This window comes from Pseudoalteromonas sp. SCSIO 43201 (assembly GCF_023716725.1).
In the GTDB taxonomy this organism is placed as follows: domain Bacteria; phylum Pseudomonadota; class Gammaproteobacteria; order Enterobacterales; family Alteromonadaceae; genus Pseudoalteromonas; species Pseudoalteromonas peptidolytica.
Genome location: NZ_CP072683.1, coordinates 1,743,568 through 1,759,478 on the forward strand (window position 1 = coordinate 1,743,568; position 15,911 = coordinate 1,759,478).

The window sequence follows — 15,911 nt, forward strand, 5'->3', positions numbered from 1 at the left end:
AGTGAATGTAAAATAGTTGAGGGTTGAACGGTTGATAACTGTTTAAGGTTTACATTATATTGATTTCTCCTTTGCATTCATTGCAACGATATTACCATAAGAAAAAATCAGGGGAAAAAATGTCAAATAAAATAAAACTGTCAATGGTTGCGGCGTCCGTATGTGGCGCGTTGGCGATGACAAGTGTACAAGCGAGCGTCAACCTAAATGCAGAAATTCCGAATGGGATCAATGGGTTCGAGCATACACAAAGCAGTCACGCTAAACCAACAAACCCCCTTAAAGCATTGAGCAAACATTACTATATTGTTCGCCTAGAAAGTAACGCGTTAGTCAAGACGCAAGGTGCGGTTGACGCTGAGCGCAATGGCAACGGTCTTATGATGCAGTCTCAGGCCGTGAAATCACAAAGACAAGTGCTTGCAAAAGAGCGTAATGTATTTGCAAATAAGCTCGCTCAATCAATACCAGGCGCAAAAGTAGACCGCCATTTTGATGCGACAATGAATGCTGTTGTGGTGAAGTCAGACAAAGACATTTACGAGCAACTACAGGCGTTACCTGGCGTCACGCGAGTGTTTAAAGAAGAGCGCTACCAGGCGCAAATGGACGCTTCACTCTCTCTTATCAATGCCCCTGTAGTGTGGGAGAAGCTTGGTGGAGACCGTAGCGTAGGTAAGGGGATTCGAGTTGCAGTTATCGACTCTGGTATTGTGCCGACTAACCCAATGTTTGATGATGCTGGTATGGAAGCACCAACAGGTGCATTGCCATCAGATGACTACTGTCGAACTGTAGATTCATCATTTTGTAATAACAAGCTGATTGTTGCTCGTTATTCAACACCTACATTTTCACAACCTGATTTTCAAACATTTAGCCCGCTTGATAAAGACGGCCATGGCACGCACGTAGCAGGCACCGCAGTAGGCTCGGCAGTAACAGCAGATTATGACGGTTATAACTTAGAGCTAAGTGGTGTTGCACCTGGCGCGTATTTAATGAGTTACAAAGCCTTGTACGAAGGTGGCGGTTCGAACATCATGTTGATCGAGGCGCTAGAGCATGCGCTTGAAGATGGCGCAGACGTGATCAACAACTCTTGGGGTGGTGGCTATGGCTCTGACCCAACGAACAGTGCGTATGCAGAAGTATTTGAAAATATCCAAGAAGCGGGCGTGGTCGCTGTTGTTTCAGCGGGTAATGGCGGTGCCGGTGCTAATACTATCGGTGGCCCTGCAAACTTAGCGTCAGTATTGTCAGTAGCTAACACCAATCATGGTCGTATCTTCACCACTGGTATGGCATTGGATGGTGGTGAGAATATCTTACATGTAAGCAGTTCAGATACGCCGCATAACACGGCTATCTCGGCAAAGCCTGTTGCAGCTAAAACTGTCTCGCCTGACAACGTCGAAGGCTGTGAACCTTTCCCTGCTGGGTCTTTTACCGACGCTTTCGCGGTGGTTTCTCGCGGTGGATGTAACTTCTCCGTTAAAGTAAAAAATGCAACGGATGCCGGCGCTAAAGCGGTGTTAATATATAATAACCGCGTAGGTACTCCATTTATTATGGACACAGCAGGCGAGGCAACTCCTGCGTTTATGGTCAGTCAAGATGATGGTGAAGCCATTATTACTGCAATCTCAGCTGAGGGTTTTGCTGGTCAACTAGCTGTTGATGGCGTCAACCGTACCGCAATCAGTGAAGCTGCGCGCGACTCGATGCGTGAGTCATCTTCAAGAGGGCCAAATGGCGATCCGTCCATCTTTAAGCCAAATGTGGCGGCTCCAGGTACTAACATCTTGTCAGCTCACTTGGATGTAGACGGAATGGCAAGCTTTGCAGAACTTTCTGGCACATCTATGGCGGGCCCTCATATTGCAGGTGCTGCCGCACTATTGAAGCAGCAATACCCGCAGTGGACGCCTCAAGAAATTAAGTCTGCACTGACGAATACCAGTGTAACAGATGGCTTGAAAAAAGAAGATGAAGTAACGCCTGCTGATGGCTTTGATGTGGGTGCAGGACGTGTAGATCTTGATAAGGCATTCGATGCTAAAGTTACTTTCTCTGAAATGGGCTTATCAGAAACGCTGTGTGTTGATAGCTGTGATTACAGTGTTACGGTTCGTAATATGACTGACGAAGCCATGAAACTGCACTTTAAAGGTGTCGCGATTGGAGACGGTGTCACAGTGGGTGATATCAACTCATCAGTAGAGCTTGCAGCCTATGGTGAAGAGGGCGACGCAAAAGCCACGTCAATCACACTGAATATTACAGGTACTGAATTTGAGGCATGGCAGTTCGGTCGACTAGAAGCTTACAATGAAGCTGGTGAGCGTGTTGGTCATGTTCCATTGGCTGCATTTGCAGCGTCGACGTCACTACCTGGTCTGGCAGTTTCGACTTCTGGAGCGTCAAACACAGCTGCATTTGACGTAAATGTTGGTTACATGAACGAAACTATTGAAGGTCAAGTTGCAATCAACTCAGTATTACCTAACTCTCTTGAACTAGTTGAAGATAGCTTTACCGTCGATGTGCAAAGCGGTACTCAAATTTTAGCTGGTGCAGATATGCCTACTCGTCATATCGCATGGACAGGTAGCCTAGGTAAGGCATCAATCAGCAGCGCAATTCAAAATGGTTTGGCAATCGATCTTAAAGCTCGAGATGAGTATCGTCCAGGGTGTGAAGATACATGTGATGATGCTGATTTCAAATTTAACTTAGGCGCAATCGGCGATGGTTATACATTTAAGTTAGCGGGCAAAGAGTATAACTATATTACTGTAACAACTAACGGTCTTATCGTTGCAGGCGACGGCTCTGCAAGTGGCACAGGCACAAACGAAGCTATCCCATCAGCAAATGGTCAAAATGGCTTAATTGCACCACTTTGGGCTGACTTTGATCTACAAGGCCCAAGTGAAACCGAAGGCGGAGCAGTGTACGTTGCATTATTATCCTTTACCGATGATGCAGATAATGTAACAACTTACTTTGTTACTGAGTGGGCTGATGCACAGTTATATCAAGATAACTCTGGCGATAAGTTTACATTCCAATCGTGGATCCGTCTAAATGGTGATGAGGAACATTTCTTTAACTACGTTAAAGTGCCAAAAATGCCAAGTAAAGCGACCGTTGGTATTGAAAACTCGAATGGGTTAGTTGGCCTACAAACATACTACAATGGTGAAGGTACAGCGCCAGCGGCAGGACAACTGATTGCGTATGATTATGCAAATGGTGGCTCTGTAAACCTTGGTGTAAAGGTTAAACTTGCGGACAATGCACAGATTAAAGCTGGTGTTGCAGATATGGTTGAAATGGACGAAGACACAACATCTGAAGCCATTGATGTCTTAGCTAACGATAATGCTCAGCACATTGATCTTATCCCTGTTACCTTGACTGCTCGAGGCGGTGAAAATCAACGTGCAGTGCAAAGTGTGTCTTTCGCTAACCCTGAAGGCGGCTTTGACCCAGCAACACTTGCAGTTGTTGATGCTCCTGCAAATGGCACCGTCGAAATCAAAGAAGGTAAAGTAGTTTACAAGCCTGAGGCAGACTTCTTTGGCGTTGATAGTTTCACGTACACGGCAAAAGCGGCTGGTGAGAGTACACTTATGCTAGCGCCGACTAAAGTGACAATTAATGTTGCTGATGTGGCTGAGCCAACCCCTCCTGCTGTGGTTGATAAGCCAGTTGAAGCGCCATCGAGTTCTTCGGGCTCTCTTGGTTGGTTATCGCTATTAGCATTACCATTTGCATTACTTCGTCGCAAAAGCTCAGTTTCTTTGCGTAAATAAAATGTCATTATTCAGCAAAAGTGTGTGATTAGAAATAACCACACCTATTTGTAGAGATAAGTCATTATCCAACTTAAACCCCGAGTTCAAAGCTCGGGGTTTTTCATTTGTAAATTCTATCAATGGGTTACATCTACTTTTGCTATAAAAATAATAAATACAGAATACCAAAATAAAAAGTGCGACTTGTGTCGCATTTTTTATTTTGGTATTCTGTGACAAATGTCGCACTACATAGGAGGGAGCATGAAACCAAATGCTACCGAGTTGGTAATTTTGAAAATTTTATGGCGTCAAGCACCAAGAACCGGCAAGGAAATTCATGCTGAAATAGAGTCAAAGCTAAACTGGAGCTATTCATCGACAAGAAAGACACTGGAAAGAATGTGTGAGAAGGGCTACCTTGCGGAGCAAAAACAAGGTAACAAAAAAATTTATACCGCAACCTTAGCCAAAGTACCAACGCTTGCTTTGTATGCGCAAGAATTTGCAAAGCAAGTGATGGAGCTCGACGCACCACTTCCTGTTGCTATGTTTTCTGACAGCAACCTAATTGAAGCTGATGAGCTCGACGAATTGGAAGCGATGCTAAATTCATTGGCAAATAATGACAAGCGCGATCCAGAGTAGGCTTCAGAAATGGAATTAATATTACTTTCTGTATTGTTGTGGGTTGCCTTAACTGGATTGAGTTATGTGGTAGGGGTATCTCTTTGTGTATATTACTTCCAGAGCAAAAGGCTATGGTGGGGATTGCTTGCCGTCACGTTTGTCCCTTTTTTGCCTTTTGAATTTCTTGAGCAACAAGAAGCGATACCGTCAGTGCTACTACATGACAATTTACAACAATATGCCGAGCCGTTAATTGCAATGACAAGAAACGTACGAGTCACACTGCCTTGGTTAGAAGTATTATTCACGACTTTAGCGATTGTATATTGTGTGGGGCTGATTTTCCATTTAGGGGTGCTGCTCACACAGTACAGACGTATCAAATGTCTTTGTCTCAGCGCATCAAGAGTTGAGTCTTATTCCCAAGCGTTGTATCAGTTACCAATCACCTGCTCACCGTTTGTGTTTGGCTTGTTAAAACCAAAGATATATTTACCAATGGAATTTGAAGATTTACCTAAGGATGAACAAGAAGCGTTGATATTTCATGAGCTAACACACGTCAATAAAGGCGATCATATTGCGGTTATGGTGTGGCGTTTGTGCTGTGTGATAGCGTGGTTTAATCCATTTATTGCCAAGATGGAGCAAAGCTTTATTCGAGCGATGGAATATCGATGTGATGAGTTGACGATTGCTCGGTACCAGATTGAACCGCTGGTATATAGCCGGGCTTTGATTAACTCGCTAAAGCGTGTAAAGATGCAGACGCCAGTAGATATTGCCGCCAGCTTTGCATCAAATTCACTCACGCTTGATGATTATAAAAAGCGTTTTACCGTTATTTTAAAACCTCAGAGCAAGCCTAATAATTGGCCTTTGTTCGCTTTCTTTATCTTGTCTTGTTCTGTATTGGCCTATGGCAACCTGCAATGGGCGAGAGTAACAATATCAAACAGCACAACGTGGCAATGGCCGGTAGAAAATCCAATGATAACATCACACTTTGGTCATATTTCTAGCTTTCGTCACAATAAAGCACACCAAGGTGTTGATTTTGCAGGAAGTACTGGCGACTCAGTGATGACGGTTGCAGGTGGTATTGTAACGGTTGCTGACAATACCACGCTGGCGAAGAATTATGGAAAAGTTGTATTGATCCAGCACGATAACGGTTATCAAAGTTTATATGCGCATTTAGATAGTATAGACGTAGCGGTAGGTGAAAAGGTGTTAAAAGGTGAAATGATAGGCACTATTGGTGAAACTGGCAGAGTAACCGGACCGCACTTACATTTGGAAATACTTCATCAGAATACTCGTATTGATCCCCTAAAGCGGTTGGAAATTTAATATGCCAAAAAAATACTTATTAGCCATCATTCTGTTGGCGGTATCCGGCTGCTCAAAGCAACCTAAGTCATCAAATGAAAGCCTGTCAGTGCAGTCTAGTAAAACAGCAGCAGTTCCTACCGTTACAACTAGCGCCGGTGAGCTACACCTCCCCAATTTAAGCTCTACCTCATCAGAAGTGACGAACGACAACAAAAATGACAAGCAGTGGTTGCTTCTCAAGCTCAAGTCAGGTGAGAGCTTAACTACTTTGCTTGCGCCATTCGCATTTAGTGACCGAGATAGTTGGCTAGTTGAACAGTCAGTCGCGACTTGGACCTCTTTAACCAAGCTCAAGGCTGGACAGGCAATTGAAGTTGCATTGCGCGAGGGCGAGGGCGAGGTTGAACTTATTCGTTTTGAGCTCGATTTTGCAAAGCTAATAGAGATAAAAAGAGCTAAAGATGGGTGGCAGGCATCACTTGAGAATCTTGAAACCGTTACGCGTACCAAACGACTCTCAACAGTAGTTGAATCCAGCTTTTTTGTTGATGCAAGCAAAGCAGGAGTCCCTAACGATATTATCAATCAGGGTATTATTGCGCTGTCACACCTGGTTGATTTCCAGCGAGAAATATATGCAGGTGATCAAATTGACTTTGTTTATCAGCAAAAATCGTTGCTATTAACCTCTAGGCTTGCAGAGAAAAGCGACATAGCCACGCATCTACAGCATGTTGCGCTGCTATCAGGAAAAGAAGAGTATCGACTTTATCAGTTTTCTGATGAGTCAGGAATGTCTGCTTTTTACCATGAAGACGGCAGGCTCGCACAGAGCTTTTTGATGAAAACACCACTCAATGGAGCAAGGTTATCTTCCAGTTTTGGTAAACGTCACCATCCCGTGCTTGGCTATACACGTATGCACCAAGGCATAGATTTTGGTGCGCCGATTGGCACGCCTATTATGGCGGCCGGATCAGGAGAGGTGATCAAGGCCAACTGGGGAGGAAGCTTTGGCAATCGTATTATTTTGGCACATGGTAACGGTTATCAAACGCTTTATGCTCACTTAAAAGAGTTTGCCAAAGGGATTAAAGCCGGAGCTAAAGTAAAGCAAGGTGAGGTGATTGGCTACTTGGGAAATACCGGTCTTTCACAAGCACGTCACTTACATTATGAGGTGCACAAAGACGGCAAGGCAATTAATCCGCTTACTCTCAAACAGCCAAAATATATCAAGTTGGAAGGTAAACAGCTCAAGCGCTTTATTGCATATGTGGCACAGGTTTCCGACCCGCTTAATGACAAGGACTCTCGTATTGCTAGTCAAATAGATAATGTTGAACAGTTACAAGTCGGTGAATAATAAAATGACGACAAGGATCAATAGTTTAGACTTTCTTCGTGGCGTAGCTATTCTGTGCATTTTACTGATAAATATAGAAAGCTTTGCTTATCCAAACCCTTGGGGCAGCTATCAGTATGGCTTTATGACGGAACTTGACAGTAAGGTGCGGTATTGGGTCTATTTTGTTGCTCAAGGTAAGTTTTATGGTTTATTGGCAGCCTTGTTTGGTGTTGGGTTGACAATGATAATTCAAAAACAGCCGCTACAATCTGCAATAACACTCAGCGCCTCACGATTACTGGTATTGTTTATTATTGGCTGTACGCATGCTTATTTTATTTGGAGTGGAGATATCCTTTATCACTATGCTGTGATTGGTATTGTGGCGTTAATGATAATTTTGCTTGGCTCAGCGGTGATAAAAGTCAGTATTGTCGTTTGTATTAGCTTTATATTGCTTTTTGGTTATGCCAAAGCAGAGCGAACTAACGCACAGTATCAAGCATATGTAGTAGCACAAAGCGTTGAAAAGGCGCAGCGTTTAAGCAAGCAGCATAGAAGTATTTCGCGTTGGGAAAATAGAGTCAAACAAAAGCTCCCAAGGCATAGTGAACTTGAACACCAGCCAACACTGCAAGCACATTGGCTTGATAATTTCAGTACACCGCAAGTTCATAAAGGTAAGCTATTTTATTCCAGCATCTTTTGGTCAACATTGATGATGATGTTGATAGGAGCGCTGTTGTTTCAAAGTGGATTCTTTAGCGCCAAAAAACTAAGCCCGCTCGTGGTGGCTGCCTTTATTGGGTTAGTGGTAGTGTCAATATATGCCTCTCATCAACGCTATTTTCACTGGTTATTACACCCTCATATACCAATACTATCCTATTCAAAGCAAATGTTGGTTGTGTTAAATAGAGAACTTCAGGCGCTAGTTTACATTGTTGTTTTATCTTTGCTTTATAATCGTTTCCTCTGCAAGCTGCGGTGGCTCAAGCCAATAAATTTAGTCGGAAGATTTGCGCTGAGTAACTATATTCTGCAATCAATTGTACTGGTGATCATATTCTACGGCTTTGACTTTTATAATACCTATAGTCGTAGTGAGCTATTAGTCCTGTGGATCCTGATGGTGTTGTGCCAAATTATGCTAAATATGATATACGGACGTTTCTTTACCCAAGGCCCACTAGAGAAAGTATGGCGTACACTCACTGCTAAGCTCAGACAATTGAATGACGATGCTAGGGCGTAAAACTGTGCTCTGAACGTGGTGGCTCATAAACTGCGTTATACTATTTTTTACAAACTTTAACTTATTAATTCTAATGTTTTAAATTTAATATAAAGCTTTGTAACGCATGAATAAAAAGTATGGAATTAAAAATAGTAAGAGGGTGGCATAGTAGACATGTGCAGGCCGCGGCAGAGCTATATATTGAAGCGTTTGGTCGCAAGTTCAAGGCAGCTGTTGCAGACAGGGATAAACTGGTTGCAATCATCGCCAAGAGCTTTGTGACAGAGTACGCTTTTGGGGCTTTTGAAGGTGAAAACTTGCTGGGTATCGCAGGCTTTCAAGATGCGAAAAAAGGTTTTACCTCAAACATAGACTTTGCTGTGTTAAAAGAGGTGCTTGGCTTTTTCGGCGCAATAAAAGCGGCTGCTATTTTTTCTTTATTTGATAGAGCACCTGCACAACATGAGTTGGTAATGGACGGAATTGCGGTATCCAAGCAAGCGAGAGGTAAGGGGATCGGCACGGCTTTACTGCATGCAGTGCAAAATTACACGCGCGAAAATGGTTTCAAGACGTTACGGCTCGATGTCATTGATAACAATCCAAAAGCAAAACAACTGTATTTAAGAACGGGGTTTGTTGCTTCCCACCACGACGACTTTTCTTATCTTGAGTGGTTAGTTGGCTTTAGTGGCGCAACAACAATGCACTGGCGACCTTGAGTATGGAGGTTGGCTATTAAATTAACCTGAGATCAAGATAGTAACTTGTTCTTTAGTCACTGTTATTAGTTGTGGGGGTCATTAGTTTCACAATTTGAACGAGCCTAGTTCACAAAGTGAGCGTCAGTATTGTATTGATTATATGTTGAATGTCCTTTAGATTTGGTGCTGTTTATAACTTATTTCGACATAGGAAGTTGATATGCGCTTATTTGTTTCTTTTCTATTAATCTTCGCTTTTTTTGATCTTTCGGCAAATGAACAACCGATAGGTTATCCAGATGATGCTCAGTGGGTTGAACCAGAAACGGTTGAAGTACTTTCGTATTGGTGCGTTATATTTGGAAAGTTTTACGGTGGGAATACTACGCCAGCAAAAGTAGACTTAAGTATCTGTTCAAATTGGCTTTTATCAGAGCATGACAAAGCCGATACCAATTCATATGTTGTAACAACAAATTCCGGTGGCTACTTTGTTGGTACAGGTGATAAAACTAAAAAGTTTGTCGTAAATTATACGACGACATGGAGAAAAGCGCATATTAATCCGCCTGTGTCAGGCGTACACGATTACGGGGCTGTCTCTGAATTTAGCGAGCAAGTAAATCAGTGTCCGCCAGACTCTAACCCAGAGTATACACACCCACATGACAGTGATAATGATGGCCAAATAGATCGGTGTTACAATCCAGATGATAAGCTTGTATGTTATTCCCCGCATACAAACTTGTCAAAAAACAATACAGATACCTACTGTCATTAGTGGTGGGTGTCTTTGGTTTATTTATATTTGGTTTATTTATACAAGTGAGCCAGAACAGAAAATGTATCATTTAGTCGTGCGATAAATGGAAAATAGGTAGCTACCAGTTTAAACGCCATTGGTACTCAATTCTAAACTGTTTAGGTGTCAACGAGCTATATATCTTAAACGCTTCATTAAATGAGCGAATGGAGTTGAAATTACTTTGCTCCGCAATAATCGAAATCGGAATGGATGTTCTCGCCAATAACCTCTGAGCTTTCTTAATTCTGATATGCCGATACAATTCGGTAAAGTTAGTATCTAATTCTTTCTTTAACAATCTCTTCAAAGATGACTCACTCACATTTAGTGTCGAGGCACAATCAGTAAAAGAACGAACTTCATCAGCACTAATATACTCTATAAGTCTAGGTATCCAGGTTTGTGGAGTGGCTGTTATATACGACTCAGTTTTATCACAACTGGTGCGTAGGGAGTTCAGAATACTAATCACTTTGGTTACTTGTTCGACTGAATTAGATCGCTTCATTTCTAACATAGGTGTTTTATATAGAGATTCTTTACATTTTGTATCGAGCGATAAAGCAACCACCTGATTAATAGTCTTTAGCCAATGCATAGTAGGTTGAAGCTCTGGGATGGAGGTGTCGAGTAGCTCATTTCCAAATAACACAACTACGATATCTTGAGCTTTACTTTCACAATCCCATGTATGTCGCACATATGGGGGAATGAGAAGTAGCTCACTTCCCTCTGTTCTAGATACTGAATCACCGATATAGCGCTTTCCTTTACAATTAGTCAGCATTATTAATTCATAACTGTCATGAGCATGGAGTTCAAACATTGGAGAACTATTTTTTAAGTGATGAACTCGGATCGAACGGTTTGGTGAAAAACGAGTTAACTTGATATTTGCCATTTGAGCCAAAACCTCCATAAGGTGAGCTTAAACCACCAAAATTACCATGGGTAGTCGTTAAAGTTAAGGACTAGCTAACAAAATAAATAGCTAAATTTTTACTCTCGTACATATTTTTAATTTATAAAGGTCACTCGCATGGGTAATGAGAATCTAAATATTGTTTTCGACTTGGACGGAACCATCGTTAAGCACGGTAAGCCACTAGATAGCCAAAAGGCTAAAGATATAGAAAGGCTTACATCGGGTTATAATTTGTTTTTTGCATCAGCCAGGCCAATTAGAGATATGCTGCCGTTAGTACCAGAAGAGTTGAGAGGTGCTACATTTATCGGTTGTAATGGTGGACAAGCATGGAAACATGGGGATATGATTTTTTCAAACCAATTTCCCTATGAAGCAATTGGACCGATACTCGATCTTTTAAAAGCTAAATCGGCTCCCTATATTATTGATGGTGAATGGAAGTATGCATTTTCACAAAAGAAGCATGAGTTCCACGGTTATATTGAATCACTATCAGATTTTAGAGTGTCGGAGGAAGATATCATTACGAATGGTGTTACCAAGCTCTTAATTCTCTGCTCACAAGTAAAAAAAGATATCGAACAGTTTGTTTTGTCTAATAATCTGAAATGTAGCCTTCATACCCATACTTATGACAACTTTTTTGACTTAACACCCATTAAAACGAACAAGGCTAAAGCTCTTGATAAAACTAGGCGTCGAGTTCGAGAACACTTTGGCAATAGGTAACGACTACAACGACTTTGACATGTTAGATAAATCGAAAATATCGATTTTCGTTGGAGAGACTGACTCTTATGGTAAAGCAAGTTACCGCTGTTCATTTGATTGTGTCCTAGATGTAGTAGCAGATATTATAAAAAGCCTGAGTTATAATCACTAAAATAGCTTAAGGGGAATCAGGAAATCAGTTGGATGCCTTCACTTTTCCTACAATATCTAATGAGTATTACTATCAAGTGGATAAATATTTTTTGGTGTGTACCTGAATAATTTCCTCGTCTATATTTTGGCGGTATTAGGATCCACTACATCATTCAAAAAGGAGATGTATATTAATGTCGGAGCAATATTTATTCCTATTCCCTATAGCTAGTCTATTACTCATTGGAGCAATGACACCCGGGCCATCGTTTATTTTAGTTGCGCAAACTGCTATGGCAAAGTCTCGAATTGAAGCCATTTGTATCGCCAGCGGCTTAGCATTGGGTGCTAGTACATTTGCATTAATAGCATCAATCGGGCTCATAACACTTTTTCAATCAGTGCCTCAGCTTTACGTGACATTCAAAATTTTTGGTGGTTTATATCTCTGTTATCTAGGATTACAGATGTGGCGAGTAGGCAAAAATAAAGCCTGTTATGTTGAGTCTGAAGTATCTAGCAACCCTGCTCATATTAAAGCTGTAACTTTAGGGTTAGCAACACAGTTAAGCAATCCAAAAACTGCAATAGTTTTTAGTAGTGTGTTTGCAGCGATGCTTCCTGCTAGAGTGCCAGATTACACAACATTAATATTGGTTGTCGGTGTGTTCGTCTTAAATTTTTCGTGGTACTTTGGAGTTGCTGTGGTGCTATCAAGCTCAAAAGCGCAAGCTCGTTATTTGCGGTTTCAGTCAATAATCAATAAAGGTTCAGGTTTAATAATGGGATCATTGGGCAGTAAGTTTGTCGCGGATGGCTTCAAGATCTAACACTGCATTTAGCTCTTATTGGCCTTCCCTGAATTATTTTTTCTAATTTAATTATATCTGAAGTTTTTTTCGATAAGTTTATAATTATACTCGGATTTTAACCTTATTGCATTGAACTGAACGAAGAAAGAGTATAGTTAGGGTTTGGCGCAGAGATTACCTTTGTTGCAGAATATGTAATCGAAATTGATCTAGCGCCACAAAATTATATTGATTGGCAATTGAATCAGAAGCCATAAAATGTCAACCACCGTTGGTGGCACATCATCAGGGTTTAAGGGTTTAAGATACCTATTCTAGTCTATATTGAGTGTGTTAGACCTTAAGCTCTAACGCGTTTTTGTCTAAATACGAGTTGGACGAGCGGCTGTTATCACAATTAGGTTTAAAATATGAAGTTGCTGTTACACGGCCAAGTATGGCACTTATGCAACTGCCAAATTTGATTAAGCGTAAACAATTCCGACACCCACTATTATAAGCGGTGGGTGTCATTAGTTTCAGTATTTTTTGAACTCAAGTCTTATTTAGAGTTAGTCGAGCTTACGTGGAAATGTATTCGCACCGATAAAAAGGCGCTATTTTTGAGGCTCAACCTATTCAAGCGCGTTCAATAATTAAACAACCAACCAATCAGCATTAAAAAATGACCATTTAGCAATAATCTACATGCTTTTTCACTTCAGTTGAGTACTATAAAAATATAGGTAGCAACTTGTATTTATTATGGTAGATCTTATTTTACGGCCAAAAGAGCAGTTCGTGATGCTCGCAAGCATCGCGGCTATCAGCCTTGCTATTAGTTTAACTGACTGGGTGCAAAGAGGAATGCACCTTTCGGTGAATATTTTACTATCATCGATTCTCGCCGTGATTTGTCTTTACTGGCTGCCAATGGTGTTAAGTTATCTCGGTGTTCAGCGCTTCAAGCTCTCTAACTGGCCACTGCAATATACGATTTTTTATTGCTTTATGGTGCTTGGTTGCATGTCGTGGGGTGTACTTAGAAGCCTTTTGGTAAATACGCAAACTTTTGCCTTGTTTGAAGCCGCAGCGATTGCACTACCTTGGTCTGCGGGTATTTTTGTTGCGACTACGTTTTATCTTTCTCAACGTCATTTAAAACAAGAAAAGCAACTTCGGCAGCTCGCCGAGATCAGACTACTACACAGCCAATTAAATCCACATTTTATGTTTAATAGTCTCAATACGATTTCTGCGTTTTTAAAACATCATCCCGAGACTGCAGGTGTGCTTATTCATAACCTAGCTGCTGTATTACGTTATTCATTAAGGCATTCTGTGGTAACGGAAGAAGATGCAAAAATGGTAACGATAGCCGATGAATTAGTGAACTTAAATCAATGGGTTGAAATTGAAACTTGCCGGTTTGGTGAAAACCTTTCGATTACATTTGAAGTCGATGAATCCTTAATTAACGAGGAAATGCCGGCAATGCTCCTACAACCTATTTTAGAAAATGCCATAAAGCATGCAAAGGTAAATCCACTGAATATCAAAGTGTTGATTGCAGCTGAAGGCGATGAGGTACTTTTTGAGGTGAGAGACAATGGTGTAGGGTTTAGTGGCGCACTCTTGGCACAGCCAGAGAAAGCCGGCTTAGGGCTCTCAATTACTCGATCTCGACTTCGCCTAGAAGCAAGTACAGAGTTGGAACTAAGCAACGAAGAAAGATCCGCTGGTGCCGTTGTACGCTTTAGATTAAAAAGGAACGGGCAAGTATGTTAAATATCGTCATCATTGAAGATGAGCAACCCGCAATAGAAAAATTGCTTATGCAGCTATCACTAGTATCTACACATAAAGTCGTTGGCACATACAGGGATCCAATCGCATTCTTAAATAGCGGCAACAATGGCAATATCGATTTGCTATTTGTTGATATTAACCTACCAAGTATCAATGGCATGGCTTTGGCCGTAAAACTTAAGGCCACGGTTTTTATGGGGGCAATAATTTTTACCACAGCACATAGCAAGTTTGCTGTTGATGCTTTCACACTTGGTGCAGTTGATTATTTACTTAAACCATATAATAACGAGCGACTGTCATTAGCGTTATCCAGAGTAGATGCGATCGCGAGCACACCTGTAGACATAAAATTACCGAGTAAAGTGGCAGGGAAAATCGTATTGATTGACACTAACCGTATTGATGTCATCAAGCTTGAGTTTGGTCAAGCCTACGCTTATTGCGCCGATCAACACTTTCCGTTAGAGGGGTCATTGGATGAGTTACAAGCTCAATTACCCGCGCGATTTTTAAGAGTCCACCGCGACACCGTTATTAATCAAGAAGCCATCGCCTCGTTTGAACGTTGGGTCACGGGGGGTTATTTGGTGAAATTACGTGGTAGCAACCAGCAAGTTATCACGAGCCGAAACGGCGCAAAAATACTCAAACAAAAACTGATCAGTTAAATAGTTAGGAATTAACATGATGAAATTTATTATGCCATTGGCTTTGGTAGGGTTACTTGCGGCTTGTTCAAATGATGCGCAGCCCGATGTGAAGAAGCAGTTTATACAAGAGGGTCAACCCCGGCCTTTGGTCGTTGTACTGGGGGGAAGTGAAGGGGGAAATACACTCTCAGCTCCCCATTGGCGACCTTTTCTTGATAGTTTTAATGACATTGGTGTATCTGTTGCCGCAATGGGATATTACGGTACTCAAAACACGCCAAGCAGTGCGGCAGAATTATCGCTGAATAAAATTGCTGATCGAATAATCACGCTGACGAAAAGATCCCATGATAGATGAAAAATGTGTCGCAGTTTATGGTTTCTCCAAGGGGGCTGAACTTGCACTATTGTTAGGCGCACACTTTGATGAAATTAATCATGTTGTTTCAGTAATGCCCAGCCATGTTAGCTGGAATGCAGTTAAAACACTTTCGTCTCGCCCAAGTTGGTCGCTAAATGGGACACCACTTGATTATATTGATGCGCCCTTACTCTCATGGAAAATGCAAAAAGGCAATATCACAGGAGAGTTTACTCCAGCTTTTAATCAAGCACTGAGTGAGGCGAGTGCAGAAGCCGTTGCAGCGGCAAAGATCCCTGTAGAAAAAATCAATGGACCAATATTACTGGTGTCGGCAAAACATGACGAGATCTGGCCATCTTATCAAATGTCACAGCATATAGAGTCGAGTCTACAAACAGCCAAATTTTCTTATCCATTTGAACATATTGCAATGGATGGCGGGCACTATAGTTTCAATAAAGAAGTGCAAACACAAGTTAACCAGTTTTTACATCAGACATTGGTTGATACTTGTATGGCCCGTTAAAAAATACCACCTAATCTTCGTAATTAATGCCTTTCTAGCAGCCAGTTTTAGCGCTAACTGCGTAAATTCACCTTGCTTACAGGATGTAGGCACCGTAGCGAGAGTAGGACGCGG

At 41.6% G+C, this 15,911-nt stretch carries 13 protein-coding genes and 1 pseudogene; 13 read left to right on the forward strand and 1 reads right to left on the reverse strand.

Going from position 1 to position 15,911, the window contains the following annotated elements; translation table 11 throughout:
• Nucleotides 1–119 precede the first annotated feature (119 nt).
• From J8Z24_RS07545 to J8Z24_RS07575, 7 genes are all read left to right on the forward strand, one after another.
• The gene (locus J8Z24_RS07545) at nt 120–3,821 is read left to right on the forward strand and encodes a S8 family serine peptidase (protein ID WP_252095546.1); all 3,702 of its coding nucleotides are present in this window, start codon (nt 120–122) and stop codon (nt 3,819–3,821) included.
• Nucleotides 3,822–4,067: 246 nt separating this feature from the next.
• Nucleotides 4,068–4,451 carry a BlaI/MecI/CopY family transcriptional regulator gene (locus tag J8Z24_RS07550; protein ID WP_125254117.1) on the forward strand — a complete coding sequence of 128 codons (384 nt, stop codon included), beginning with the start codon at nt 4,068–4,070 and terminating at the stop codon, nt 4,449–4,451.
• A 9-nt stretch (nt 4,452–4,460) separates the two neighbouring features.
• Nucleotides 4,461–5,786 (forward strand): M23/M56 family metallopeptidase, encoded by a 1,326-nt coding sequence (locus J8Z24_RS07555; protein ID WP_252095547.1) that lies wholly within the window; start codon nt 4,461–4,463, stop codon nt 5,784–5,786.
• A 1-nt stretch (nt 5,787) separates the two neighbouring features.
• Complete coding sequence (locus J8Z24_RS07560; RefSeq protein WP_252095548.1) at nt 5,788–7,134, forward strand: M23 family metallopeptidase; 1,347 nt, start codon at nt 5,788–5,790, stop codon at nt 7,132–7,134.
• Between the two features lie 4 nt (nt 7,135–7,138).
• Complete coding sequence (locus J8Z24_RS07565; RefSeq protein ID WP_252095549.1) at nt 7,139–8,371, forward strand: DUF418 domain-containing protein; 1,233 nt, start codon at nt 7,139–7,141, stop codon at nt 8,369–8,371.
• A 119-nt stretch (nt 8,372–8,490) separates the two neighbouring features.
• On the forward strand, nt 8,491–9,075 hold the full coding sequence (locus tag J8Z24_RS07570; RefSeq protein ID WP_252095550.1) for a GNAT family N-acetyltransferase: 585 nt from the start codon (nt 8,491–8,493) through the stop codon (nt 9,073–9,075).
• Nucleotides 9,076–9,277: 202 nt separating this feature from the next.
• On the forward strand, nt 9,278–9,838 hold the full coding sequence (locus J8Z24_RS07575) for a hypothetical protein (protein WP_252095551.1): 561 nt from the start codon (nt 9,278–9,280) through the stop codon (nt 9,836–9,838).
• Between the two features lie 100 nt (nt 9,839–9,938).
• Here J8Z24_RS07575 and J8Z24_RS07580 read toward each other — a convergent pair whose 3' ends face one another.
• Entirely contained in the window at nt 9,939–10,763 is an 825-nt protein-coding gene (locus J8Z24_RS07580; RefSeq protein ID WP_225740724.1) for an AraC family transcriptional regulator, read from the reverse strand.
• Nucleotides 10,764–10,901: 138 nt separating this feature from the next.
• Between J8Z24_RS07580 and J8Z24_RS07585 the strand changes: the two are divergent.
• The 6 genes and pseudogenes from J8Z24_RS07585 to J8Z24_RS07610 all read left to right on the forward strand — a co-directional run bounded on the left by J8Z24_RS07585 (nt 10,902) and on the right by J8Z24_RS07610 (nt 15,797).
• A pseudogene (locus J8Z24_RS07585) lies at nt 10,902–11,673 on the forward strand (HAD-IIB family hydrolase).
• A gap of 175 nt (nt 11,674–11,848) precedes the next feature.
• On the forward strand, nt 11,849–12,484 hold the full coding sequence (locus tag J8Z24_RS07590; protein WP_252095552.1) for a LysE family translocator: 636 nt from the start codon (nt 11,849–11,851) through the stop codon (nt 12,482–12,484).
• Nucleotides 12,485–13,210: 726 nt separating this feature from the next.
• A complete protein-coding gene (locus tag J8Z24_RS07595) occupies nt 13,211–14,233 on the forward strand; it encodes a sensor histidine kinase (RefSeq protein ID WP_252095553.1) in 1,023 nt (340 codons plus the stop codon).
• Entirely contained in the window at nt 14,227–14,925 is a 699-nt protein-coding gene (locus tag J8Z24_RS07600; RefSeq protein WP_252095554.1) for a LytR/AlgR family response regulator transcription factor, read from the forward strand. The genes J8Z24_RS07595 and J8Z24_RS07600 overlap by 7 nt, the downstream gene beginning before the upstream one ends.
• Before the next feature lie 16 nt (nt 14,926–14,941).
• Nucleotides 14,942–15,265, forward strand: coding sequence for a hypothetical protein (locus J8Z24_RS07605; RefSeq protein WP_252095555.1), 324 nt, complete (start codon nt 14,942–14,944; stop codon nt 15,263–15,265).
• A complete protein-coding gene (locus tag J8Z24_RS07610) occupies nt 15,255–15,797 on the forward strand; it encodes an acyl-CoA thioester hydrolase/BAAT C-terminal domain-containing protein (protein WP_252095556.1) in 543 nt (180 codons plus the stop codon). Before J8Z24_RS07605 ends, J8Z24_RS07610 begins: the two co-directional genes overlap by 11 nt.
• Nucleotides 15,798–15,911 lie beyond the last annotated feature (114 nt).

Coding starts and splice junctions, on each gene's coding strand:
- J8Z24_RS07590 (WP_252095552.1), top strand. CDS start 11,849: ATGTCGGAGCAATATTTATTCCTATTCCCTATAGCTAGTCTATTACTC.
- J8Z24_RS07605 (WP_252095555.1), top strand. CDS start 14,942: ATGATGAAATTTATTATGCCATTGGCTTTGGTAGGGTTACTTGCGGCT.
- J8Z24_RS07565 (WP_252095549.1), top strand. CDS start 7,139: ATGACGACAAGGATCAATAGTTTAGACTTTCTTCGTGGCGTAGCTATT.
- J8Z24_RS07575 (WP_252095551.1), top strand. CDS start 9,278: ATGCGCTTATTTGTTTCTTTTCTATTAATCTTCGCTTTTTTTGATCTT.
- J8Z24_RS07560 (WP_252095548.1), top strand. CDS start 5,788: ATGCCAAAAAAATACTTATTAGCCATCATTCTGTTGGCGGTATCCGGC.
- J8Z24_RS07580 (WP_225740724.1), bottom strand. CDS start 10,763: ATGGCAAATATCAAGTTAACTCGTTTTTCACCAAACCGTTCGATCCGA.
- J8Z24_RS07600 (WP_252095554.1), top strand. CDS start 14,227: ATGTTAAATATCGTCATCATTGAAGATGAGCAACCCGCAATAGAAAAA.
- J8Z24_RS07610 (WP_252095556.1), top strand. CDS start 15,255: ATGATAGATGAAAAATGTGTCGCAGTTTATGGTTTCTCCAAGGGGGCT.
- J8Z24_RS07570 (WP_252095550.1), top strand. CDS start 8,491: ATGGAATTAAAAATAGTAAGAGGGTGGCATAGTAGACATGTGCAGGCC.
- J8Z24_RS07550 (WP_125254117.1), top strand. CDS start 4,068: ATGAAACCAAATGCTACCGAGTTGGTAATTTTGAAAATTTTATGGCGT.
- J8Z24_RS07545 (WP_252095546.1), top strand. CDS start 120: ATGTCAAATAAAATAAAACTGTCAATGGTTGCGGCGTCCGTATGTGGC.
- J8Z24_RS07555 (WP_252095547.1), top strand. CDS start 4,461: ATGGAATTAATATTACTTTCTGTATTGTTGTGGGTTGCCTTAACTGGA.
- J8Z24_RS07595 (WP_252095553.1), top strand. CDS start 13,211: ATGGTAGATCTTATTTTACGGCCAAAAGAGCAGTTCGTGATGCTCGCA.